Consider the following 21,612-nt stretch of genomic DNA (forward strand, 5'->3'; position numbering starts at 1 on the left):
TTGTTGAGGGCACCCGGATGCGCTGTGGAGGTGCGAGCCGGTGCAGGCAACTGGATCGCCCTCCCCCGCACATGGGGTGCGCTGGGATACGCCGCCGCTGGACGAAGCGACCGGGGCCCCGGTCCCGTTGATGCACGGGCATGCGCTCAAGCCGTACGTGACTAGCGCGCTCAAGGCGGCGGCGCGGCGACCGGTCGAATCTGCTTCCGCTACCAGCGCCCCACCGACCGGCCGATCAACCTCACCCCGAGTTGCGCCACTTGCCCGTATCACTGCTACATGGCCCATTCAAGGGAACCTGGGCAGCAAAAACGCAGGTCAGAGCGCCAGATTCTCTTGAATGGGGTTCTCTCGATCGTCATAGTCACCGGCACACCAGCGAGGTTGCGCCGCTAACGGCTGCTTGTCCCACAGTGCTGCCTGCAGCTCGCGCTGTGCCGGGACGACCCCAACCGCATGCCCGACTGGTCCCCGGGGTCTCACTCCAGTTCTGCTCACCGCATGCGATACCCGCATGTCCGAATCCGAAGGACAATCCGATGACCACCGACCCCAACGCCCCGCGTCGCGATGACCAGCACCACGACATGCGGGTGTACGTGCTCCTGCTGGCCGTAGGGATGATCCTGCTCACCGTGGCGGGCCTGGTCTACGTCACCTACCAGCATCCTGAGCTGACCGGCCCCCTGGGCGTCGGCTGGACGGCCGCCGCAGTGCTGGTGGCTGGCCTCGGATTCGCTGTCACGAGGCGGTGAACGCCAACGCGCGGCGAGTCCGGCCGGCCGCCGCGCGGACATCTCCGACCGGGCGGGGTTGCGGCCCCCACGGCCGGACAACCCCCCGGGCCCCCTCCTGGCGCCGTGGTCTGCTACCCCCCCCCCCCCCCCCCCCCCCCCCCCCCGGTCCCCCCGTCGTGACGGATTCGCCAGACGGACCACCACGGTGGCGGCGCGCTGAGCGGAGCGACCACGGGCTCGGCTACATCGCGGCAGCAGCAGCTCCCCCGCAATCCGGGGCCTGTCAGGAACGATCGCTGGCACCTCTGCATGCGCCCAACCATCTGCGGTATTCGCCAGGTGGCATCCCGAAGGCTGCTTTGAAGGTCCGGCTGAACACCGCAGCATCCGTGAACCCCCACCGCGCTCCGATTGCTCCGACGGGGTGGCTGGCACAGCCAGGCTGTGCCAGGTCGGTCCGGCACCGGTCCAGCCGGAGTTCCCGGATGAGGGCGCTCACGGTCTGCTTTTCTGGGCGGAAGAGCTGGTGCAGGTAGCGCACCGAGATGTTGTGGGCGTCCGCGATTGTCTGCGGCGATAATCGGGGTTCCGTCAGATGCCCCTCGATGAAGGCCTTCACGCGGCGCAGGAGCGCGGCCTGCTGGGTCTCCGGCGGCAGCAGACCCTCCCGGTCCGCGAGGCCGCCGAGGAAGGCGGAGGCGAGCTGGACTGCGGCCGCTCCGAGACGTTCGGCCTCCAACTCGCTCCATTGGCCACCAGTCAGTCCTTGGAGAAACCCCGCGAGTAGGGGTCCGGCCCCCTGCGCGGGAAGCTGGCGTGACAGAAGGTCCCGCATCGACCGGTCCGGAAGTGGCACCGCAGGTTTCGGCAGGTGGAGGATGGTCAGCCAGCCGCCCTCGGGCATCTGCATCTGCACCGGCTGTGACGTGTCGTACAGCAGCAGGTCGCCTGCTCCGACCTGAGCGTGGTTGCGTGCCTGGTCCACCACCATGATCCCGCTGGCCATGTAGCCCAGCTCCCACAACTCGGGATCGGACCGCTGGATCAACCGCGCGGTTCGTACCGAGGTCAAGGGTGGGAACGACAGGACGGACACCTTGACGGGCCCGAGCTCCAATGCAGCGGTCGATCCCTGGAAGTCGTCGCGGTGCTCACTGGCGATGTGTGTGGGAGCAAGATCCTGCATCAGCAGGTCGAGCCACCAGCCGAACCTCTCAGCCTTCGGCACGCTGGCCGTATGCAGTTCGGCCCAGCCCATTGTCCCGCCCCTGTCTTGTTGTTCACACCGTGACAACGACTATGCGCTCTGTGTCAATTACCCAAGCCCGGACCAACGGCACACTTCTGGTCTGAGCCAGATTCACGAATCGGACCACGGAGGAATCACGACCATGAACGTGCACAAACGCGTCACTATCGCCCTGTCGACCGCAGCGCTCGGCGCGGGCCTTGCCCTCGGAGCGCCCGCCACAGCGGCTCCCGCACCGGCCAACGCCGTCACTAGTGCGGCCGTGACCGTGCCGGCCACCGGAGTGCCCTCGTCCGCCGACGCCGCGGCGTCGGTTCGCAGGGACCTTTGCTTCACCGGGGCCTGTGGCAGCGCGACAGTCAAATTCACCAGCAGCACTACGGCCTACGTCAAGATGTCCTTGAAGGACACCAAGTGTGACGCCAAGGGCCCCACGCTGCAGATGCAGGGATCGCAGTACAGCTACAACCAGCAGCGGCAGTACATCTCCCACGGCACAAAGCATAAGAACACCAAGGGCTGCCGCGGCGACTACCAACCCTGGGAGGGTTACTACGGGCACAGCGACGGCGACAGGCTGGACGGCCTTCGCGTGCGCATCTGCCAAGGCAGCCGCTGCGAGACCTCCACGTGGATGGTCAACCCTCGCTGAGGTTGCCGCTGTGCATGTGGTGCAGGGCGACGCGAGCCTCAGCACCACTCCGTGAGGCCGTTGCGCGCACCTGCGCAGGACGGAATCACCGTTCCACGACGGTACCTTCCCACAGGTCACCGCGCCGCCATAAGGTCTCGCGAAAGACATCCCGGCCCCGCTCGCTACGGCGGCGGGGCCTGGATGGAGACGTTGGGCCCAAGCGCATGTTCCGTCCCCGGCCAGTTGCCGCTGAAGCACGTCGTACGGATCGATCCCGCTCACCCGGAGCCCTCCCACTGTCCGGCCCGCACCGGACCGCGGGCCCCGTGGAATACAACGCCCCCGGGCTCCGGTACCGGGCGGCCCGCCACCTGTCGGCAAACGATCGAATGGTGACAGGCGTCGTCCGGGTCCAATGAACCCGGACTTTCCGGGGCCTGGTGCCGGCGCAGATCCAATCAGATCCGATGGAAGCTGATGACAGGGTTTGCTGACAGCTAGGGTCGAATGCGACCGCGAGTACGCGAACCGCGTCAACATCCTCGGGGCTACCGGCTGACCAAGATCAAGTATTGGCGGCTTCTGAGCTCACCTCGGCGATACCCCGGGTTGAGTCCTCACGAGTGTCACGCCACGACGCGAGGAGCCCGGCGTCCCCGAGGAGTTCACGAGCCCCGAGGGCATCGATGTCGAATTCCAGCAGACCCGGAGAGCGGGCGAACGTACAGATTCTTATGGGTACGAGTTTTTCGTCACCTGGCGCAGGACCCTCGGAAGGCTGCTGAGGTTCGAGAGCGCTGAGCTCGTTCTTTGTCTTCGGGGTGGTCGGCGACAGGCCATCCCACTGCTATGCGCGGCGTGTGCGACCTCCGTTGATGTGGTCGATCTGTTCGAGGAGAACAGCATTCAGCTGTGCACGCGCGGCCCTGACCCGCTCCAGGGCCTCCAGAATCTCGCGACGTACCGGGACCTCTTGCCGGGCAGGGCTCAGCAGGACTTCGGCACGGACTTCGTGGGTCGCCTCTCGCAACTGGCCCAGGAGCTGGGACAGAGCTGCGGAGGCAGACCCGTTTGCATCGTCCGCTTCCGAACGGCCAGGGGGAGCCTGGACCACAGGGATGCCGTGTGGTGGCGTGTCCTGCGATTCGAGCCAAAGACCACTGTGAGCGAGGGCGTGCCCAGCCTCGGTAGCTTCTGCGGTGACTCGGTCGATCTTCTCATCGAATCGGTCGACGTCCACAGGACGATGGGCCTCCAGATCTTGGACGGTGCGCTCCAGCGCATCGACCCATGCTCGCCCCGTGGTGCGCATCTTCAGCAGGCGAGTGATCTCTGTTTCCCTTCGACGAGTCTGCTCCTCACTCGTCCTCTGCTCTGCCTGGCGCCGATGCAGAAGTGCCGGGCCGCAGACCGTCGCCAGGCCGGCGATCCCAGCTCCCCCCAGCGCCCCGAGCAGCCCATACAACGCGCCGTTGTCGTTCATGCCCCGACTCCCCCGGAATCTCCGCCTGTACGCATGCCATCTCGATCACCGTTGCCCCTCGGCCAGAGGGCAACCTGAACCCTTGCATCAGCATGTACCCAGCTCTGCAGATGAACCCGTGCATCCCGCCTCCGAGGCGAGTTCATCAAGCGGCTACGAACCCTGCTGGCCGGGCCGCCACTGCCCCGATTCGAGGGGCGGCGCCTGGTGCTCGCGGTCGGCGTGTCGCCGTGGTTGCGGTCGGACGCACCGCGCTCGGCGGACAGGCTGTTCTGCCATGCCTACGGGCGGGCGAAGTCCGCGTCGCAGTTCATCCCGGGCTGGCCGCACTCCTTCGTCGCCCTCCTGGAGCCCGAGGCCACGTCATGGACGGGGATCCTGGACGTGCTCCGGCTCGGGCCCGAGGACGACGCGACCGCGATCACTGCGGCCCAGCTGAGGGCCGTGGCCGAGGGGCTCGTTGCGGCTGGCCACTGGCAGTCCCGGGACCCGGACATCACCATCGTCATGGACGCCGGCTATGACGCCACCCGTCCGGCCTCGGTGCTGCGGGATCTTCCCGTTGAACCGGTCGGCCGGATCCGTAGCGACCGGGTGATGCACCTGCCGAAGCCACCCCGCATCTACGACCGCAAGGGCGTACGCCCTCCCCGGAACGGACCCGAGACCTCCGTCCAACACCAGCATGACCACGCCGAACTACCCTACGCCACCACCCTGACCAGCTACTTCAAGAGGGCCCAGCTTCACTCGAGCTCGCAGCCACGGGGCGTCAGGGAGTCCACGTAAATTTTCGAAGCTCGGTTGCCGGCTGCCGAGAAGTCATGTTCGGTGCGGTACGGCTCCGTCCTGCCAGCGGTAGAGGTCGCGCAGCAGGGAAATCTCAGCGCCGTGATGGATCAGCTCCCTGTTGACGTGCAGGACCCTGTTCTCCATGGGAAACCGCTCGGGGCCCACCGTGGGCGGATTCTCCAGGTCAGCGTCCGAGAGGGCACGGACGCCCTCGTTCCATCTTCCGTACATCTCATCGAGCTGTTTCAGCGCCTCGTCGGCCGTGCCCGCGTAGGCGAATGTCTCGGAGTCGACGTCCTGGCCGCCGAAGTACCATCCGACCCGATAGCCCAGGCAGGAGACGATGATGTGCGCCAGCCGCCAGGCAATCGTGGTCACCGGCGCCGGCACCGGGTCAGTGGACGCGTAGTCCATCGTCCACTCCCCCGAACCCACCGACATCGGTGCGGCCGACGTGCCACGTGGCCGGATGCTCCAGCAGCCGCGCACCGGCTCCCAGAGGTACTCCTCATCGGAAAGACCGTCCAGCCGCGGCCGCAGGTTCTTGTGCCAGTGCCAGTCCAACTGCTCCGCGAGCCGCTCGCCTCTCGTCATTTCCGCACACTACATACAGCGGAGACCTGGCTGCGACCCTCGCAAGACCGCAGACTCCCGCCCGAGATCAGCATGAGTATACCGAGCGAGCGCCAGGCCAGAGACGACATACGTCAGGGCAACCGCAGCAACCCCCTCTCCAGGGCCACCAGCACCGCACGCGTCCGGTCGTTCACATCGAGCTTGGCGAACAGGCGCAGGAGATGGGTCTTGACCGTGGCCTCCCCGATGACGAGGCGTTTGCCGATCTCAGCGTTGGTCAGGCCGTCGGCCACGGCGTTGAGAACCTCGATCTCGCGTGCGGTCAGCGGGTCCTGGACCGGGCGGCGCATACGCGCGATCAGCTTCTCGGCGACCCGGGGCGCGAGCACCGTCTCACCCCGTGCCGCCGAGCGGATCGCGTCGGCGAGCTGTTCGCGGGTGGTGTCCTTGAGCAGATAGCCGATGGCACCGGCCTCCACTCCACGCTCGATGTCCTGGTCGGTGTCGTACGTCGTCAGGATCAGGACCTGGGTATGCGGGTATCGGGCGACGATTTCGGCGGTCGTGCCCACACCGTCGAGCACCGGCATCCGCAGGTCGATCAGCGCGACGTCGGGGGCGCACTGCTCGACGAGTTCGAGGGCGGCCCTGCCGTCTCCCGCCTCCCCGGCGATCTCGATGTCATCCTGGCCCTCGAGCAGGGCGACCACGCCCGCCCGCATCACGGCGTGGTCGTCCACCACGACCACCCGGATTCGTCCCCGAGTCATCCCGTCCCCTCGCTCTCAATGTCGCGCTCTTCGCCACGGCCCGCGGGCGTCTCCAGCGGAATGACCGCGAGAACCCGCGTGCCGTCGCCGACCGAGCTGGTGACCGTCAGTCGGCCGCCCAGTTCCGCCAGGCGTTTACGCATCCCGTAGAGCCCGAAGCCCGTCGACTCCTCGGGGACGAAACCGGTGCCGTCGTCGGTGACCTCCAGCTCCACCCCGTACGGCCGGTGGGCCAGGATCACCCCGACCGTGGACGCCCGCGCGTGTTTGCGGACGTTGGCCAGGGACTCCTGGGTGCAGCGCAGCAGCGCGATCCGGGTCTGCTGGTCGCATACGACATCCGTCAGCTCGGCGGCCACCGTGAGCCCCGAGTCCTCCGCGAATCGGTCGAGGATACGGCGCAGTGTCTGTGCGACGGAGCCGGCGGCCGCAACGTCCTGCCGGTGTGCCGAGCTCACCAGCTCCCGTGCCTCGGCGAGGTTTTCGCGGGCCGTCGACTCGATCGAGCACAGTTGCCGGGTGCTGCGTGCCGGGTCGGAGGCGAGCCCGGCCCGGGCCGCCTCCGCGAGCACGACGATCGACGCGAACCCTTGCGCGAGGGTGTCGTGGATGTCCCTGGCCATCCGCTCCCGTTCGTCCGCCGCCCCCTGCCGCTGATGCGCCTCGGACAGCTCCTCCTGGGTCCGCTCCAACTCGACGATCAACCGTGCCCGTTCGGCGCTCTGGTCGACCACCGAGTGGGCCCACAGCCCGATCAGGACGCCCACGGCGACGACGACCAACGTGGACACCAGCGTCTCGCTGACGAACTCCAGTGACCAGCCCTGCCGGAGCCAGCTCCCCGCCACGGTCGCGGCGGTGGCCAGCCCCAGGAACCCCATGGAAACCCTGGGGGTCCGCCCGAACATCCAGTAGTGCGGCAGTGTCACCATGAACAGCGCCGCGTAACTGCTCCGCAGATAGGCGAGCCCACCGAGCGCGAGCACCAGCACATACAGATAGACATGCGGCCGTACGACGGGATTGCCGGGAAAGCGGTCGAGGAGCGCATAGCACAGCATCACGCAGCCGAGCAGTGCGATCGCCAGGTACCTGCTCCCGCCGGGCTGGTCCTTCACCACCAGCCCGAGGGCCATCACGGCGAACAGTATCCAGCACACCGCGTTCCAGCGGCGCAGCGAAGCGGCCCAGAAGGAGTCGGCGGAGGGCCCGGCGAGAGCAGTCATACCGGTTAACGTATGCCGATCACCGGTCGCTCGGGCGCCGTATCCCCCGGTGCGGCCGCCGCCGTACCCCGACCCGGCCGTGACGGCCACCAGGTCGCCTCGCCGAGCATGAGCAGGGCCGCCGGCAGGATCATGATGCGGATGACGAAGGCGTCGAGCAGCACGGCTGCCGCGAGGACAAAGCCGATCTGCTTCATCTCGATGAGGTGCAGGAAGACGAAGCTCACGAAGACCGTTGTCATCACGACCGCGGCGCTGGTGACCACGCTCGCCGAGGTGCGGATCCCGTCGAGCACGGCCTGGCGCGTGGGGACGCCGGCGAGCGCGGCCTCCCTGATCCGGCTGACCACGAACACCTGGTAGTCCATGGAGAGTCCGAAGAGGATCACGAAGAGGAAGAGCGGGACGCGCGACCCGATCGAGCCGGTGGAGTGGAAGTCCAGCAACCCCTCGGCCCAGGTTCCCTGGAAGACGAGGACGAGCAGTCCCAGCGCGGCCGCGGCCGACAGCAGATTCAGCACCACACCGATCAGGCCGAGCACCACGGAACGGAAGGCGTACACGGTCATCACGAACGTCACCAGCAGCAACGCCTCGATGATCAGGGGGAGTTTACTGTTCTGGTGGGCCGGATAATCGGCGTAGCGGGCGACATCGCCACTGACACCGTACTCCGCGCCCTCGACCCGGCCCACGGTGGCAGGCAGGTGGTCGTGGCGCAGATGATCGAGGGAGTCACGGGCCTGGCGGGAGTTTCCGAGGTACGGCGTCTTCAGCTGCAGGACGCTGATCCGGTGGTCGGCCGACGTCCTGATCCATGAGCTGTCGGCGAACAGCGGGTCGCGGTCGGTCCGTTCGGCGAGCCTGCGCAGCGCCGCGGTGATCTCTTGGGCACGTGAGGCGTCGGCGCGTACGACGATGTCATGCGTGACCCTCTGCTCGGGAAACGCCTCGTTGAGGCGGTCGTACACCCGCATCGCGGGAATCTCGCGGGAATGAGTGTCCCGGCTCATCTCCGTGATCTTCAGCTCGGTCAGCGGAAGGACGAGGGCGAGCAGGGCGAGGACCGAGGCGCAGAGCGTGGCGAGGGGGTGCCGAGCGGCGGGCCGCAGCAGAGCCGTCCAGATCCGCCCGCCGCCCTCGCCGCGCGTCCGCCGGGCCGGCTTGCCGCGCTCCGCCCGGCGCTGTGCTGTGCGTTCCGCCCGCTTCCCCAGCATGGTCAGCAGCGCGGGCAGCGCGGTCAGAGAACTGGCCACGGCGACCAGGACGACCACGATGGTGCCGGTGGCGAGCGAGGAGAAGATCACGTCGGAGGCCAGATACAGCGTCGCGGTGGAGGCGATGACCGCCAGCCCCGACACCACGACCGCACGGCCCGACGTGGCCGCCGCCAGCTCCACCAGTGCCTCGGAGGTGAGCCGCCCGCCGCCGCGGGCCCGTTCCTCGCGCTCCCGTTTGAGGTAGAAGAGCGTGTAGTCGACGCCGACCGCCAGGCCGATCATCAGGATGACGTTGGCACTGACCCCGGCGTCGGGAGACAGATGCGAGGCCACCATCGACAGCCCGAACGCCGCGGCGATCGACGTCAGAGCGAGCAGCAGCGGCACCGTGGCCATGATGACCGAACCGAAGACGAACAGCAGTGTCACCAGCGTGACCGGAAGCGTGATCATCTCGGAGAGCGCCAGGTCATCGTTGCGCTGCTGGTCGACTCCCTTGCTGGTGGAAGGGGATCCGGTCTCCTCGATCAGCAGCCGTGGGTGGGACTTCTGAACCGACTCGGTCTGGGCGACCAGCGCGTCGACCTTGTCGTCCGCGTCCCGCTCCTCACCCTTCAGCGCCACCTCGACCATGAGGATCCGGCCGTCGCCGGACCACAGCGGCTTGGCCACGCCCGCGACCTCGGGCAGTGGCTTCATCCGGGCCGTGAGGTCCCGCGCGGCCGCTTCGGCGGCCGGCTTGTCGAGGGTGCCGGAACGGGCGGAGATGAGCACCTGTTCGGTGGAACGCCGCTCCAGGTGCCCCTCGGCCGCCATCGCCTCGGCCCGGCCCGCCTCGCCGATGCGGTAGTCCGCCGTCGTGGCGCTGTTGGTGCCGACGGCCCCGCCGACGGCCAGGCACAGCGCCACGAACACCAGCCATCCGACGACCGCCCGCCAGGGGTGCCGCGCGCTCCAGCGTGCCATGCGCACAGTAAGTGACTTCATAGGTCAAAGCCTTGCTGACCAGGGAAGTTGGTGGACAGAGGCATCAGGTTGAACCTGCCGTCCACCGATCAGTGGACCGGCGAAGTGGGGCAAGCCCCCGTACGTCATGCGGTCTTCATGCGCCTGCTGCTTCCCGATGGAGGAAGTCGAGCGCCCCTTGGGGTGTACCCGAAGCGTCCTCCCCCGTCAGCGCCGTAGGGCCAGGGCAGGTAGGGAAATGCGTGCGGTGGTGGACGTGTCGTAGTACTCCTGGGGAGACGGAGACACTTTCTTTCTCGTTTGGAGTCGTCGATGGCCATTCGCCGTGTCGTGCCCAACATTCAGTCGGAGGCCGCGCAGGAGAGCCGGGAGTTCTATGGCCTGCTGGGCTTCGAGGAGGTCATGAACCTCGGTTGGATCATGACACTCGCGTCCCCGTCCAGCCCGGCAGCGCAGATCAACGTCATGACCAGCGACAAGACCGCGCCTGTCGCTCCGGACATGAGCGTCGAGGTGGACGACGTGGATGCGGCGTATGCGGTCATGCGGGCGAGCGGCGCGGAGATCATTCACCCCTTGCAGGATGAGGAGTGGGGCGTGCGGCGGTTCTTCGTCCGTGATCCCAGCGGACGAGTGGTCAACGTGCTGGGTCACTGCTGACGGCCCTCTCCCATGCCTGGTGGAAGTGCCGATGTCGACGTTCACGTCTCCAGGTGAGCAGGCCCTTCGCGTCGGCCTCGGCCAGGAGCTGTGTGACGATCCGGGCCCATGTCACGTCTCGCGGCGAGGCGCCGGAACAGGTCATGGGATCGGGGTCCACTGGTCGTTCGTCAGGTCTTCAGGTTCCACACGGAAGGTTTTTCTGGACTCAGGTCGTCGGGGCCCAGAGCCCCTCGGCCTCGCCGCGAGCGAGGTGTTCCGCGTAGACGCCGACCTTCCAGGTGATGACGGAGCGGCACTCCTCCAGCGCCTGAATCTGGGCGTCGACGCGCTGCCGGTGGGCGTCGAGGAGTTGCAGACGTTCCGCCTCGTTGCCCGGACCGTGACGCACGAGCTCGGCGAACCGCTTGAGGTCGGCCAACGGCATCTGGGATTCCCGTAGCTTGACACAGATCAGGAGCCAGTCCACATCGAAGGCGGTGTACCGCCGCCGACCGCCGGAGGTGCGCTGGACTGGTCCGACCAGCAGACCCTCGCGCTCGTAGAAGCGCAGAGCGTGGACGCTGAGCCCGGTCTGCTCGGCTACCTCGCCGATGCTCAGTGGATCCGCAGGAGTCTCGCTGGTTGCCATGCGCCGCAGTCTAGGACTTGATCTAGACCTCACTCTAGATCGTAGCGTCGTCGGCATGACCAGCACTGATCAGCAGCCGCTCGGCTCGCCCTTCTCCGCCACCAGCACCGCGCAGGACGTCACCGCCGGCCATGACCTCTCCGGCACGAGCGCCGTCGTGACCGGGGGCTACTCCGGCCTCGGCTTGGAAACCACCCGCGCCCTGGCAGCCGCCGGAGCCGAGGTCCTCGTCCCCGCACGCCGACCCGACATCGCCCGCGGGGTCCTCGCGGACGTGGAGGGCTGCGAGGTCATTCCCATGGACCTGGCAGACCTCGGCAGCGTGCGCGCCGCCGCCGCACGGATCGGCGAATCCCTGAACAAGATCGACCTGCTCATGGCCGTCGCCGGAGTCATGGCCACCCCTGAACGACACGTGGGGCCCGGCTGGGAGAGCCAGCTCGCCGCCAACCACTTCGGCCACTTCACCCTCACCTGTGAGCTCTACCCGCTCATGGCCGCCGCCAGCAGTGCCCGCGTCGTGGTCAACAGCTCCGCCGGCCACACCCTGACCGACATTCGCTGGCATGACCCGCACTTCCGTACCGGCTACGACAAGTGGCTGGCCTACGGCCAGGCCAAGACCGCCAACGCCCTCTTCGCCGTGCACCTCGACGCCCTCGGCCGCGGCGACGGCGTCCGCGCGTTCGCGCTCCACCCAGGCAAGATCATCACCGGACTGCAACGGGAGATGGCGCTCCAGGAGCAGATCGACCGCGGGTGGGTGGACGAGCACGGCAATGTGATCGGCGCCGGCTTCAAGACTCCGGCTCAGGGCGCCGCCACCGGCCTGTGGGCCGCCACATCCCCTCTCCTCGACGGGCTCGGCGGCCTCTATCTGGAGGACTGCGACATCGCCGGCGTCTCCGCCCCCGAGACCCCCATGGACGATGGCGGCGTCCGGGCATACGCCATCGACCTGGATTCGGCCGCACGACTGTGGGAGCTGTCCGTCGCCGTGACCGGTTCCGCTGTGATCGTCTGATGGCCCCGTCGCACCGCAATGCGCGTCTCACAGTCGAGGGTCGGCGTCGCCTCACCGAACGCTGCCGCACCCGTCCGAGCGGCCAACCGATCGCCGCCGTTGCCCGCTCCGAGCCGCGACCGCGCCGGGCACCGTCGTTGGGGTCGGGCAGCGCGGCCGTGTGCGCTCGTCACCCGCCGCCAGACCCGGCATCACGGAGACGTCGGGGGCGAAGAAGAGGCCGCCGTTCACAGGACAGGCGCCACTCAGACGCCTGTCCTGTGATGTACGCAGCCCGCGCCGGGACAGGACAGCTAGCGTGGCGTGGTGTCGTCGGCTCTGAACGGGCCGCCGTGGCCGGGCACGATGAGGTCGGCGACGGCCAGGACCCGGAGCCGGGAGGCGCGCAACAGCGCACGGTCGGGGGCTACTGGATCGTCTTCCGGGCCGTCGGCGTGCCACCACAGGTCACCGGCGAAGGCGACGACGCCCGCGTCCGTGCCCGCGAGCAGTGTGATGTCCTCGGCGCTGTGGCCCGGGGTGCGGATGAGCCGTAGCGACGGGGTGAGCTCGTACCCCTCCGCATCCCGGTTCCGCCACTGATCGCCGAGGTACTCTACCTTGTGATCGTGTACCCGGGCCCGTCCGAACAGGCCGGCGTTCATGGTGTTGTCCGGGTGGTGATGGCTGAGCACCACGTCGGTGATGTCGTCGGGGCCGAGCCCCAACTCGGCGAGTGGGCTGAGGATGTGGTCGCGGCTCGCGACCATGCCCGGGTCGAATATCACATGCCGGTCCGCGTCGGATATGTAGGAGACGGTGGCGGCGACGCCGGGGCCGGTGGAACCGACGTATCCGGTGGTCAGGATCGTGTATGCGGCGCTGCGGCGGAGCGGTGCGTCTGTCATGAACGTAATCTTCGCGGGCGGGACAGCCGTTCACGAGTGGCACAAGTGCCACTGATCGCAGGATCAGTGCCACACTGAACCGTGCCTCCCTTCGTGAACATCGCCGCATACACCCCGCCCGCAGTCGGCATGCTCGCGGTCGGCATCGTCGCCGAGGTTTTCGGCCCGCGTGGCGCGACATTTCCCTCCTTCGACTTCGCCCTGTGCACCGACCGGCCAGGGCCGGTCCCGACCGACCTCGGGGTGCCGCTGACCATCACGCACGGTCTGGACCGGCTCGCCTCGGCCGATCTGGTGATCGCGCTGCCGTGGGCAGGTTTCCGCACACCGCTCGCTCCCGCCGTAATCGACGCGCTGTCGGCCGCACACGGGCGTGGCTCACTGGTCGCGGCCCACTGCGTGGGCGCTTTCGCGCTCGCCGACGCAGGACTGCTCGACGGTCTGCGGGCCACGACCCACTGGCGATTCGCCGAACTGCTCGCTCGTCGTCACCCTGACGTCACGGTCGAGCCCGACGCCCTCTACATCGACGAAGGACGCGTCATCACGGGCGCGGGAGCCGCCGCAGGCTTCGATCTCTGCCTGCATCTGCTGAGGCGTGAGTACGGAGCCGCGGTGGCCAACGCCATCGCCCGGGATGTGGTGTTGCCCTCCCACCGCGACGGCGGGCAGGCACAGTACCTGGCCGCTCCGGTCCCCGAAGACTGCCGCGACGAGCGTCTCGCCGAGGTACTCGCCTGGGCCCGCGAGAACCTTCACCGGTCGCTTCCCGTCGCGGAATTGGCCCGGCGCGCCTTGATGAGCAAACGCTCCTTCGCCCGCCGGTTCACCGCCGCGACCGGTACCACTCCCCACGCCTGGCTGCGGAGCCTGCGTCTGAGCAGAGCCGAGGAACTCCTGGAGACCACGGAACTGCCCCTCGATGAAATCGCCCACAGTGTCGGGTACGGAAGCGCGGCCGTCCTGCGCGAGCAGTTCGTGCGCCGCCGGGGCGTACCGCCCCGCGCCTACCGCCGCTCCTTCACGAACACGCCGTGAGGAACACGGCCCGCAGAACTCCGTCGACCACCGCGAGCGTCACGCGGTCGAATGCGGCATCAACCGCTGGAGGGAGCACCGGGCCGTGGCCACGAGATACGACAGCTTGCGGTCCGCTTCGAAGCCACGGTCCACATCGCGGCCATCAGCGAGTGGCTGTGACCAGCATCTTCGTGATCAGCCCAGTGTCCATCACCGATTCTCCGCCTCGAATGCCTGGGTGACGGCGAGGCTGTCCTCGTAGACATGGTGCCGGGTGACAAGGCCATCTTCGACGGTGAGATGCAGAGCGAACCGGGCTCGATACGCACGTCCGGTTGGCCGGGCGGTCTGACGGATCTCGCCGAGCACGACCGCATCGTTCCCGTCGATGAGGATCCGCTCGACCTCAGTCGCCGCGCCCTCCGGCACATGGTGTTCGGCAAGCTCGCGATAGTGGGCGGCCGCGTCGGCCCGGGAGGACCGGTGACGGATCCACGGCGTGGCGGTGCGGCCGTGCTCGGCCTCCGGCCAGTCGAGCTTCCAATCGCCCTGCTCGGCATACAGCTCAGCGATGCGCTCAGGGTCGCCCTCGCCAATTCTGCGCAGCAACTCCTCCACCACTGTGCGCGTGTTCGTAGGTGCGGATACAGACATGGCAGGCCTCTCCATCCCGGTCCGCGTCCTCCGACGCGGAGAGATCATCCACCCTGCCTGCCCGGGGACGCCGAAACCATTACCTCTGAAGTATGGAAGCTCGTCACCAAGATCCGCTTTCGATACACGCCCTGGTGCACGGTCTGCCGTAGCCGGCGGCGTCGCTGGGGATCGGCTCGCGAGGATGAGGTCCTCCCGCTTCAACCGCAAGCTCCAGGCCCAGGCTGGCAAGCCGCTCGTCGTATACGTCCTGCAATGGGGATGGCGGCCAGGGCTCATAGAGAGTGGCGAGGTCTGTCGGGGGTCTCACCTGTCCGTTCTGGATGCTCCTTCCGGGTTCTCGCCCGTGCCGCCGGTGAGCCGGGCGGGCGCGGGACCGCCTCCAGCCACGCAGCGTAAGCACTGGCATGGTGGCCATGCCGAGGTGAGCAGCGGAGCCAGCGGCTCATTGCTGCGGATCACCCTTTCGGCACCCCACGTCCGGCCACTGTCACGGGAGACGCGGAGGCTCATCAGCCGCTGTGCTCTTTCCGCTTTCTCCATCACGATCCGCCTCTTCTGTCGCGTTCGGCCGTGATGGTGCCGCGAACGTCCAGGACAGCGCGACGACGTAAGAGGCGTTGTTCAGGCGTCCTCCAAAGGGCGTCATTTCGGTGTCATTATCGAGGGATCGTGGCTAGCGTTGACACCATGACAACCGAGGTTCACGTACCGAACGACGCGCTCAGGGCCGTGCGCATCGGCCTGCGGATGAGCCAGGACGACTTGGCGAAGGCACTCCGCCGGGCGGGTGCCGAATCAGGCGAACGGAACGAGGCCAGTAAGCGGCTCGTCCAGCGTTGGGAAGCAGGTATCAGCAGGTCGCCGAGGCCGGTGTACATCCGAGCACTGGAGAGGGTCACAGGCATGCCGATCGAGTCGTTGGGGTTCGCCCCGCAGGTGCCCATGGGACGAGTCCACGACGACGGGGCGGGAGGCCACGACATGGCCCCCAGTGCCGAAGGTGTAGCACCCGCCTCCGCAGAGACCCGGGCGGCCGTGCAGACGGCCGGGGACAACTACAGCGGCGTATGGCTCTCCCGCTACGAGTTCTACTCATCGGGTCGTGAGGACGTCTTCGAGGGCAGGCACTACGTCGTGCTCGTCCAGCACGGCAACCGCTTGACCGGGCGATCGTTGAAGGGGGCATCGCTGAACCCGGACTCCCCGCTCTCCCTCGATCTCACGGTTGACCGGAGCGTGATCACGGGTACCTGGACCGAGCAGACGGCCACGGACGGTTACTACCAGGGAGCGAGCTACCACGGCGCGATTCAGATGCTTGTGGAACCCACGAGCCGCCGCATGGCTGGCAAGTGGGTCGGATTCGGCAAGGACTTCGACGTCAACACCGGACCCTGGGAGCTCAGGCTCATGGATACGTCGACGTCCAAAGCGACCCTGGAGCGCTACAGCGTCCCACCCGAGTGACCGGACCGGGTTCTCACAACGCGTCGCCAGCGGTGGGTCCTTCTCTGCCGTTCTGTGGCCTTCCTGGCCCGAGTCCCGTGACAGCAGGTCTCGCTCGGAGGTGCTTGAGGGTACGGCCGTGAGGGGCGGGAATGAGCGGGCCGGTTGCCTCTAAAAGCTCTTTAGTTGTGGACCGCTGGGAGCAGCGGGAGGACGCGTGGGTGACCCGGGCCCGGCTGTGCTTCTCCTGCGGCGACCAGGGACCGTACTGGGGTGACTGGCGGACTCCGACGACGTCGGGGGACGTCACCAGTGCCCGCCGTGCCTGGCGGTCAGGATGGCTGGACTTGGTCGAAGACGGCGAGGGCTTCGGCGGGGTCCGGGCTCACCAGGCGTTCCAGGCCTGCCGTGGTGATCTTCGCCCACCTGGCGGCCCGTGACCACATCTGTTCCTCGAAGGCACGGACGGCGTCGTCCAGATCTCCGGGGCCGGCGGTGGCGATGGACTCGGCGAGCTCGGCGCCTTCCAGCATCGCGAGGTTCGCGCCCGCCCCCAAGGGGGGCATCAGATGGGCGGCGTCGCCCAGTAGCGTCACCCCGCCGACGTGGGTCCAGGTGTGGTCCACGGGCAGGACGTAGAGGGGGCGGTGGACGAAGGCGGTGCCGTGGCGGAGGAGGTCGAGGACGGGAGCGGCCCAGCCGTCGAACAGGGCCAGCAGGCTCGTTCGGACGGCCTCGACGTCGGCCAGGTCCAGGTTCGTGTGCCAGTCCAGCGGCGCGCGGAACCGGGCGTATACCTTGACGTGGCCGCCGCTGTTGCGCTGGGCGACGAGGCTTCGGTTCACGCCGTACACCGCCATGGAACCGTCGCCGATCAGCCGGGCGAGGTCCGGGTGGCCGGTGTCGACGTCGTCGAGGGAGGTCTCGATCGAGGTGACGCCGGTGTAGTGCGGCGCCACCGACGTGAGTGCCGGACGGACCCGGGACCAGGCGCCGTCCGCGCCGACCACGAGGTCGAACGCCTCCTGTCGCCCGTCCGCGAAGTGGACCAGCACGCCGTCCCGGGTTCCCGGCACCACCCGCGTCACGCTCCGCCCCCACTGGACGTCGAGGGAGCCGAGCAGCAGGTCACGTAGCTGTCCGCGGTCGATCTCGGGGTTGGCCTGTTCATCCGGATTGGGTTGCCAGTCGCGCAGGACGGTCCCGTCCGTGTCCAGGATGCGCATGGCCTGCCCCTCGGGACGGGACAGCGTCTGGAACTCCGTCAGCAGCCCGGCCTTGTCCAGCGCGAGCTGACCCAGTCCTCGGTGCAGGTCGAGCGTGCCGCCCGGGGGGCGGGCGTCGGGGGCGGGATCGCGTTCGAGGATGGCGACCGGATGACCGTAACGGTGCAGAACACGGGCGAAGGTAAGACCGGCAGGACCGCTGCCGACCACTGCGATACGACGTCTCATGTCGATACACTGTATTGGATCAATGCGATGCATCGCAACGGTACGATGCGCCTATGACCGTGTGGGACCGACCGGAGCCGCCGAATCAACCCGTGCCGCTCGACCGGGAGCGGATCGTCACCGCCGCCGTCGCGCTGGCCGACGAGGGCGGGCTGGAGGCGGTGTCCTTGCGTAAGATCGCCGCCCGCCTGGACGCCGGTCCCATGCGGCTGTACCGATACATCTCCACCAAGGAGGAGTTGTTCGACCTCATGGTGGACGAGGTGTACGCCGAGATCCGCCCCGAGGAGCAGCCCGGTGACTGGCGGGAGGCGCTGGGTATCCTCGCCCGGCGCACCAGACAGGCCGCGCTGCGCCACGAATGGCTGGCCGATCTGCTCGGCGGTCGCCCGGCCCTGGGCCCGAACGGCCTCGCCATGACCGAGGCCACTCTGTCCGCCTTCGACGGCGTCGCCGACATCGACACCGTGCTGCGCGCCGTGGAGACCGTCAGCTCCTACTTCATCGGCGCGATCAGACGCGAGATCGCGAACCTGCGGGCCGAACGCTCCACGGGTCTGTCCAAGCACGACTGGCAGCGCGCCCGCGGCCCGCATGTGACGAGCATGTTGGCCACGGGCCGCTTCCCGGCGCTGACCAAGGCCGTGCACGACGGCGCCGACGTGGACGCCGAGACATCCTTCGCGACCGGCCTGGAGTGGGTCCTCGACGCCGTGGCCGCCAAACTCGCCACGCCGCCGGCGTGACACTCGGCTCCTGCCGAATCCGGGGCAAGCCCCTCTACGCAAGCCCCCGAACGCCACGCGGTCTTCATGCCTCGGCTGCCTCCCGACGGAGGAAGTCGAGGACGAGTGGACTCGCTCGGGCACGGAACTCTTCGAAGTAGGCGTGCCGGGCCCCGGGGATGAGCGTCATCCGGGCACCAGGAATCCGGTCGGCGAGCAGGGGTGCGTTCGCGGCGGGGTTGAGGAGGTCATCGCCGCCGTGCAGGACCAGCGTGGGTGCGCTGATGGCGGGCAGTTCATCCCACGCGTCATGGTCGCGACTCGCGGTCAGGTGTGCGCGACGCGCACGGGCGGACTTGGTGGGGTCACCCAGGGTCTGATACGGGGCGGAGTGGGCGGCCAGCCAGGCCGGGGTGTACATCAGTTCAGCCAGGGCCCGCTGCGCCGCGGCCACGTCGGGCACCGCCAGGGACCGGCGGACCTCGTTGCTGCGTTCCAGGCTGAGCGGCCCACCAGGGGAGGTGCAGCCCAGTATCAGTCCACGGACCCGTTCCGGGTGCCGGATGGCCAGCCACTGGGCCACCCGCCCGCCCATGGAGGTGCCGTAGACGTCCGCACGTTCGATGCCCAGGTCGTCGAGCACCGCGATCATGTCGCGCGCGAACTGCTCTGTGCTGTAAGGCGTTCGGGGCTCGTCGCTCTCGCCGGTGCCGCGATAGTCGAGCGTCACGGTGCTGTGCGCGGCGTGGAAGTCCTCGCGGATGCCGTCCCACCAGTGGTGGCTGTTGGCCTGGCCGGCGAGCAGAACGAGTGGCGGGCCCTCGCCACGGAGTTGGTAGGCGATGCGGGCACCGTCCGGGGTCGTCGTGTGCGGCAAGGGAGGATCCTCTCGAACCGGTGAGGGGCCCGGCTGCTGCGGTGTGACGGCCGTCGGCCGCCGGGACGGCGGCGCCGCCCCCTCGCGACCGTACGGGAGCGACACCCGCGAACCGCTACCCGCTACCCGCTACCGGACGAGTGCCATCTCGCGCCCTGGGACCGGTGAACCGGGAGCCGGACGCCGAGCTGAAGGCCGTTCCGGGCGGGTGTCGGCAATCTGTCGGAGGCCGGCGGACCGACGTCGGGGGCTTGTCGGCGGGGCCAGGCACCTTTCCTGAGACGACCGCCGGAGATCACCGGGCGGTCCCGATCCCGGAGGAGCCACCATGCACACGCCCGTCACGATCATCGGCGCCGGACTCGGCGGGCTCACGCTGGCCCGTGTCCTGCACGTCCACGGAATCCCGGTCACGGTCTACGAGGCCGAGTCCTCCCCGTCGGCGCGCACACAGGGCGGGATGCTCGACATCCACGACTACAACGGGCAACTCGCCCTCAAGGCGGCCGGCCTGATGGACGAGTTCCACACCATCATCATCGAGGGCCGCCAGACGATGCGGCTCATCGAGCAGGACGGGACCGTTCTGCACGAGATGGCCGACGACGGCACGGGTGGACGCCCCGAGGTGCAGCGCGGGGAGCTGCGACGGATCCTGCTCGACTCGCTGCCGGCCGACACCGTCCGGTGGGGGCACAAGGTCAGCGGCACCCGCGCCCTCGGCGCGGGCCGTCATGAGGTGACGTTCGCCGACGGCGGCACCGTCATCACCAGCCTGTTGGTCGGCGCGGACGGCGCATGGTCGCGGGTCCGGCCGCTGCTCTCCGACGCCACGCCCGAGTACGTCGGCACGTCGTTCGTCGAGACCTATCTGTTCGACGCTGACACCCAGCACACCGGCACCGCGAAGGTGGTTGGCGGCGGGTCGATGATCGCGCCCTCGCCGGGCAAGGAGATCTTCGCTCACCGGGAAAGCGGTGACACCCTGCACGCCTACGTGGCACTGTCCAGGCCGCATGACTGGTTTGCCGCCATCGATTTCACGGATGCCTCCGCCGCGGCCGCGCGGATTGCGCGGGAGTTCGACGGCTGGGCACCGGAGCTCACCGCGCTGATCACGGACGCCGATATCGTACCTGTTCTGCGCCCTCACTACGCCTTGCCGACCGAGCACCGGTGGGACCGAGTGCCGGGGGTGACTCTGCTCGGTGACGCCGCCCACCTCGCAGCCCCGAACGGCGAAGGCGCCAACCTGGCCATGCTCGACGGTGCCGAACTCGGCAAGACCCTCGCCGCGCATCCCGACGACACCGAGGCCGCGCTCACCGAGTACGAACAAGCCATGTTCGCCCGCGGCAGCGAGGCCGTCACTTTTGAAGGCACCGAAGTCCACGGGATCGACTCCGAGAACAACACAGCCCAGGCCATGCTCAAGATGATCAACGAACAGGGTCGATAAGCCACTCCCCCGGGCCGAAATCGCCGAGCAGCCCGACATGATCGCCCGGACAAGTCCCAGGCAGCGTCTTGTCGATCATGCATCGAGCCACATGAGAGTGCTCGCCAGGGTGATGGCCGCGAGGTAGCGGCGGGCCGGAGCGCGAGCAACGGGCCGAGATGGTTGATGATGCGGTCGGCCGCGGACTTCGAGATGCCGAACAGCGGGGCGAGCTGGCGCAGCGTCAAGTTGGTGCACCAGTAAGCCGCGAGCAGCAGCACCCGGTCTTCCAGCGGCAGCTCCACGGTCGGCCGCGGCGGACCGCGTCCGGGCTTTCACGCCGCAGCGTCGTCACCAACTTGCCGAAGCAGCGGGGGCTCAGCCCGGTGAACGGGGCAATCCAGGAGGGCTGCGACGCCGTGATCACACCAGCCACGGCCACGATCGTCCCATGGCACGCTCACCTGCCCGATCTGGAGGTGTGGTCACGACTCTGCCACCGCGGGATCACCCGAGCTGCCGACCGGGGTACGGTCTGCACGTGATCTACCTGATAGGAGGCCCGCCACGGGTGGGCAAGAGCACCCTCGCGTGGATGCTGCTGGAACGGGACGGCATCCCGGGATGCCCGACCGACGCTCTGGTTTCGATGCTGCAGCGCGCCGCGCCCCAGCACGGCGTGCGCCACGGCACGCACCCGGACAAGGCCGTACCAGCGCAGCCCTTCCTCGTCGAGTTCATCCGTGCCACCGCGGAGAGCCTCGACGATTCCGATCCCCTGGACGGCTATGTGGTCGAGGGCGACATCGTCACGCCGGCGGCCGCCACAGCCGCCGCTGGTCTCGGGATGCCACTGAGCTGTGTCTTCCTTGGGAATGCGGAGCTGACCACCGAACACTTGAGGGCCGCCCCGGACTGGCTCGACGGAGCCGATGACACCACCTATCGGGAGATCGCAGCGTGGGTGAGGGAACAAAGCACTGCCCTGCGTGAAGCCTGTGCGGCCAGCGGGCACGTCTACGTCGAGTTGGGGGCCGACCACACCCAGGGCCTTGAGAGGGCCTACTCGAAACTGATGGAGAGGCCCTGACCGACCACCGTCAGCACCCGCGGCCTTCTCCGCAAGGCGTTGCCCCACGG

The 21,612-nt window shown here is 68.3% G+C and carries 20 protein-coding genes and 2 pseudogenes; 10 read left to right on the forward strand and 12 right to left on the reverse strand.

Annotated elements, in window-relative coordinates; translation table 11 throughout:
• Positions 1 to 539 precede the first annotated feature (539 nt).
• Positions 540 to 755 (forward strand): hypothetical protein, encoded by a 216-nt coding sequence (locus NMK44_RS29280; RefSeq protein WP_254748693.1) that lies wholly within the window; start codon positions 540 to 542, stop codon positions 753 to 755.
• Positions 756 to 1,020: 265 nt separating this feature from the next.
• On the opposite strand, the gene NMK44_RS29285 is transcribed toward NMK44_RS29280, so the two are convergent.
• Positions 1,021 to 1,995: a helix-turn-helix domain-containing protein gene (locus tag NMK44_RS29285; protein WP_254748695.1), complete on the reverse strand. Its 975-nt coding sequence runs from the start codon at positions 1,993 to 1,995 to the stop codon at positions 1,021 to 1,023.
• A 133-nt stretch (positions 1,996 to 2,128) separates the two neighbouring features.
• Between NMK44_RS29285 and NMK44_RS29290 the strand changes: the two genes are divergently transcribed.
• Positions 2,129 to 2,638, forward strand: a complete 510-nt coding sequence (locus tag NMK44_RS29290; protein WP_254748697.1) for a hypothetical protein — start codon at positions 2,129 to 2,131, stop codon at positions 2,636 to 2,638.
• 829 nt (positions 2,639 to 3,467) lie between these two features.
• Here NMK44_RS29290 and NMK44_RS29295 read toward each other — a convergent pair.
• A complete protein-coding gene (locus NMK44_RS29295; protein ID WP_254748699.1) occupies positions 3,468 to 4,103 on the reverse strand; it encodes a hypothetical protein in 636 nt (211 codons plus the stop codon).
• 144 nt (positions 4,104 to 4,247) lie between these two features.
• Between NMK44_RS29295 and NMK44_RS29300 the strand changes: the two are divergent.
• A pseudogene (locus NMK44_RS29300) lies at positions 4,248 to 4,871 on the forward strand (transposase); the annotation flags it as partial.
• 54 nt (positions 4,872 to 4,925) lie between these two features.
• On the opposite strand, the gene NMK44_RS29305 reads toward NMK44_RS29300, so the two are convergent.
• From NMK44_RS29305 to NMK44_RS29320, 4 genes are all read right to left on the reverse strand, one after another.
• A complete protein-coding gene (locus NMK44_RS29305; protein WP_254748701.1) occupies positions 4,926 to 5,489 on the reverse strand; it encodes a DinB family protein in 564 nt (187 codons plus the stop codon).
• A 113-nt stretch (positions 5,490 to 5,602) separates the two neighbouring features.
• Positions 5,603 to 6,241, reverse strand: a complete 639-nt coding sequence (locus NMK44_RS29310) for a response regulator (RefSeq protein WP_254748703.1) — start codon at positions 6,239 to 6,241, stop codon at positions 5,603 to 5,605.
• Positions 6,238 to 7,467, reverse strand: coding sequence for a sensor histidine kinase (locus tag NMK44_RS29315; RefSeq protein ID WP_254748705.1), 1,230 nt, complete (start codon positions 7,465 to 7,467; stop codon positions 6,238 to 6,240). The genes NMK44_RS29310 and NMK44_RS29315 overlap by 4 nt, the downstream gene beginning before the upstream one ends.
• Before the next feature lie 5 nt (positions 7,468 to 7,472).
• Entirely contained in the window at positions 7,473 to 9,674 is a 2,202-nt protein-coding gene (locus NMK44_RS29320) for an MMPL family transporter (protein ID WP_254748717.1), read from the reverse strand.
• A gap of 291 nt (positions 9,675 to 9,965) precedes the next feature.
• Between NMK44_RS29320 and NMK44_RS29325 the strand changes: the two genes are divergently transcribed.
• Positions 9,966 to 10,313: a VOC family protein gene (locus NMK44_RS29325; RefSeq protein ID WP_254748719.1), complete on the forward strand. Its 348-nt coding sequence runs from the start codon at positions 9,966 to 9,968 to the stop codon at positions 10,311 to 10,313.
• Between the two features lie 208 nt (positions 10,314 to 10,521).
• On the opposite strand, the gene NMK44_RS29330 is transcribed toward NMK44_RS29325, so the two are convergent.
• Complete coding sequence (locus NMK44_RS29330; RefSeq protein WP_254748721.1) at positions 10,522 to 10,944, reverse strand: MerR family transcriptional regulator; 423 nt, start codon at positions 10,942 to 10,944, stop codon at positions 10,522 to 10,524.
• Positions 10,945 to 10,999: 55 nt separating this feature from the next.
• Between NMK44_RS29330 and NMK44_RS29335 the strand changes: the two genes are divergently transcribed.
• Positions 11,000 to 11,968 carry an SDR family NAD(P)-dependent oxidoreductase gene (locus tag NMK44_RS29335; protein ID WP_254748723.1) on the forward strand — a complete coding sequence of 323 codons (969 nt, stop codon included), beginning with the start codon at positions 11,000 to 11,002 and terminating at the stop codon, positions 11,966 to 11,968.
• A 293-nt stretch (positions 11,969 to 12,261) separates the two neighbouring features.
• Here the strand turns inward: NMK44_RS29335 and NMK44_RS29340 are convergent, their stop codons facing one another.
• On the reverse strand, positions 12,262 to 12,855 hold the full coding sequence (locus tag NMK44_RS29340) for an MBL fold metallo-hydrolase (protein WP_254748725.1): 594 nt from the start codon (positions 12,853 to 12,855) through the stop codon (positions 12,262 to 12,264).
• Positions 12,856 to 12,984: 129 nt separating this feature from the next.
• Between NMK44_RS29340 and NMK44_RS29345 the strand changes: the two genes are divergently transcribed.
• The gene (locus NMK44_RS29345) at positions 12,985 to 13,893 is read left to right on the forward strand and encodes a GlxA family transcriptional regulator (protein WP_254748871.1); all 909 of its coding nucleotides are present in this window, start codon (positions 12,985 to 12,987) and stop codon (positions 13,891 to 13,893) included.
• A gap of 192 nt (positions 13,894 to 14,085) precedes the next feature.
• Here the strand turns inward: NMK44_RS29345 and NMK44_RS29350 are convergent, their stop codons facing one another.
• The gene (locus NMK44_RS29350) at positions 14,086 to 14,529 is read right to left on the reverse strand and encodes a nuclear transport factor 2 family protein (protein ID WP_254748727.1); all 444 of its coding nucleotides are present in this window, start codon (positions 14,527 to 14,529) and stop codon (positions 14,086 to 14,088) included.
• Positions 14,530 to 15,219: 690 nt separating this feature from the next.
• Between NMK44_RS29350 and NMK44_RS29355 the strand changes: the two genes are divergently transcribed.
• Positions 15,220 to 15,999, forward strand: coding sequence for a helix-turn-helix domain-containing protein (locus tag NMK44_RS29355; RefSeq protein WP_254748729.1), 780 nt, complete (start codon positions 15,220 to 15,222; stop codon positions 15,997 to 15,999).
• 311 nt (positions 16,000 to 16,310) lie between these two features.
• Here the strand turns inward: NMK44_RS29355 and NMK44_RS29360 are convergent, their stop codons facing one another.
• Positions 16,311 to 17,432, reverse strand: coding sequence for an FAD-dependent oxidoreductase (locus NMK44_RS29360; protein ID WP_254748731.1), 1,122 nt, complete (start codon positions 17,430 to 17,432; stop codon positions 16,311 to 16,313).
• A 53-nt stretch (positions 17,433 to 17,485) separates the two neighbouring features.
• Here NMK44_RS29360 and NMK44_RS29365 point away from each other — a divergent pair, with 53 nt between their 5' ends.
• Positions 17,486 to 18,178: a TetR/AcrR family transcriptional regulator gene (locus tag NMK44_RS29365; protein WP_254748733.1), complete on the forward strand. Its 693-nt coding sequence runs from the start codon at positions 17,486 to 17,488 to the stop codon at positions 18,176 to 18,178.
• 64 nt (positions 18,179 to 18,242) lie between these two features.
• Here NMK44_RS29365 and NMK44_RS29370 read toward each other — a convergent pair whose 3' ends face one another.
• Positions 18,243 to 19,034: an alpha/beta fold hydrolase gene (locus NMK44_RS29370; protein WP_254748735.1), complete on the reverse strand. Its 792-nt coding sequence runs from the start codon at positions 19,032 to 19,034 to the stop codon at positions 18,243 to 18,245.
• A gap of 328 nt (positions 19,035 to 19,362) precedes the next feature.
• Here NMK44_RS29370 and NMK44_RS29375 point away from each other — a divergent pair, with 328 nt between their 5' ends.
• The gene (locus NMK44_RS29375) at positions 19,363 to 20,493 is read left to right on the forward strand and encodes an FAD-dependent oxidoreductase (RefSeq protein WP_254748737.1); all 1,131 of its coding nucleotides are present in this window, start codon (positions 19,363 to 19,365) and stop codon (positions 20,491 to 20,493) included.
• Between the two features lie 131 nt (positions 20,494 to 20,624).
• Here the strand turns inward: NMK44_RS29375 and NMK44_RS29380 are convergent.
• Positions 20,625 to 20,908: pseudogene (locus tag NMK44_RS29380) on the reverse strand (helix-turn-helix domain-containing protein); the annotation flags it as partial.
• Positions 20,909 to 21,013: 105 nt separating this feature from the next.
• Here NMK44_RS29380 and NMK44_RS29385 point away from each other — a divergent pair.
• Positions 21,014 to 21,562 carry a hypothetical protein gene (locus NMK44_RS29385; RefSeq protein ID WP_254748739.1) on the forward strand — a complete coding sequence of 183 codons (549 nt, stop codon included), beginning with the start codon at positions 21,014 to 21,016 and terminating at the stop codon, positions 21,560 to 21,562.
• The last annotated feature ends 50 nt before the right edge of the window (positions 21,563 to 21,612 follow it).

The organism is Streptomyces cucumeris, from assembly GCF_024295805.1.
GTDB lineage: Bacteria > Actinomycetota > Actinomycetes > Streptomycetales > Streptomycetaceae > Streptomyces > Streptomyces cucumeris.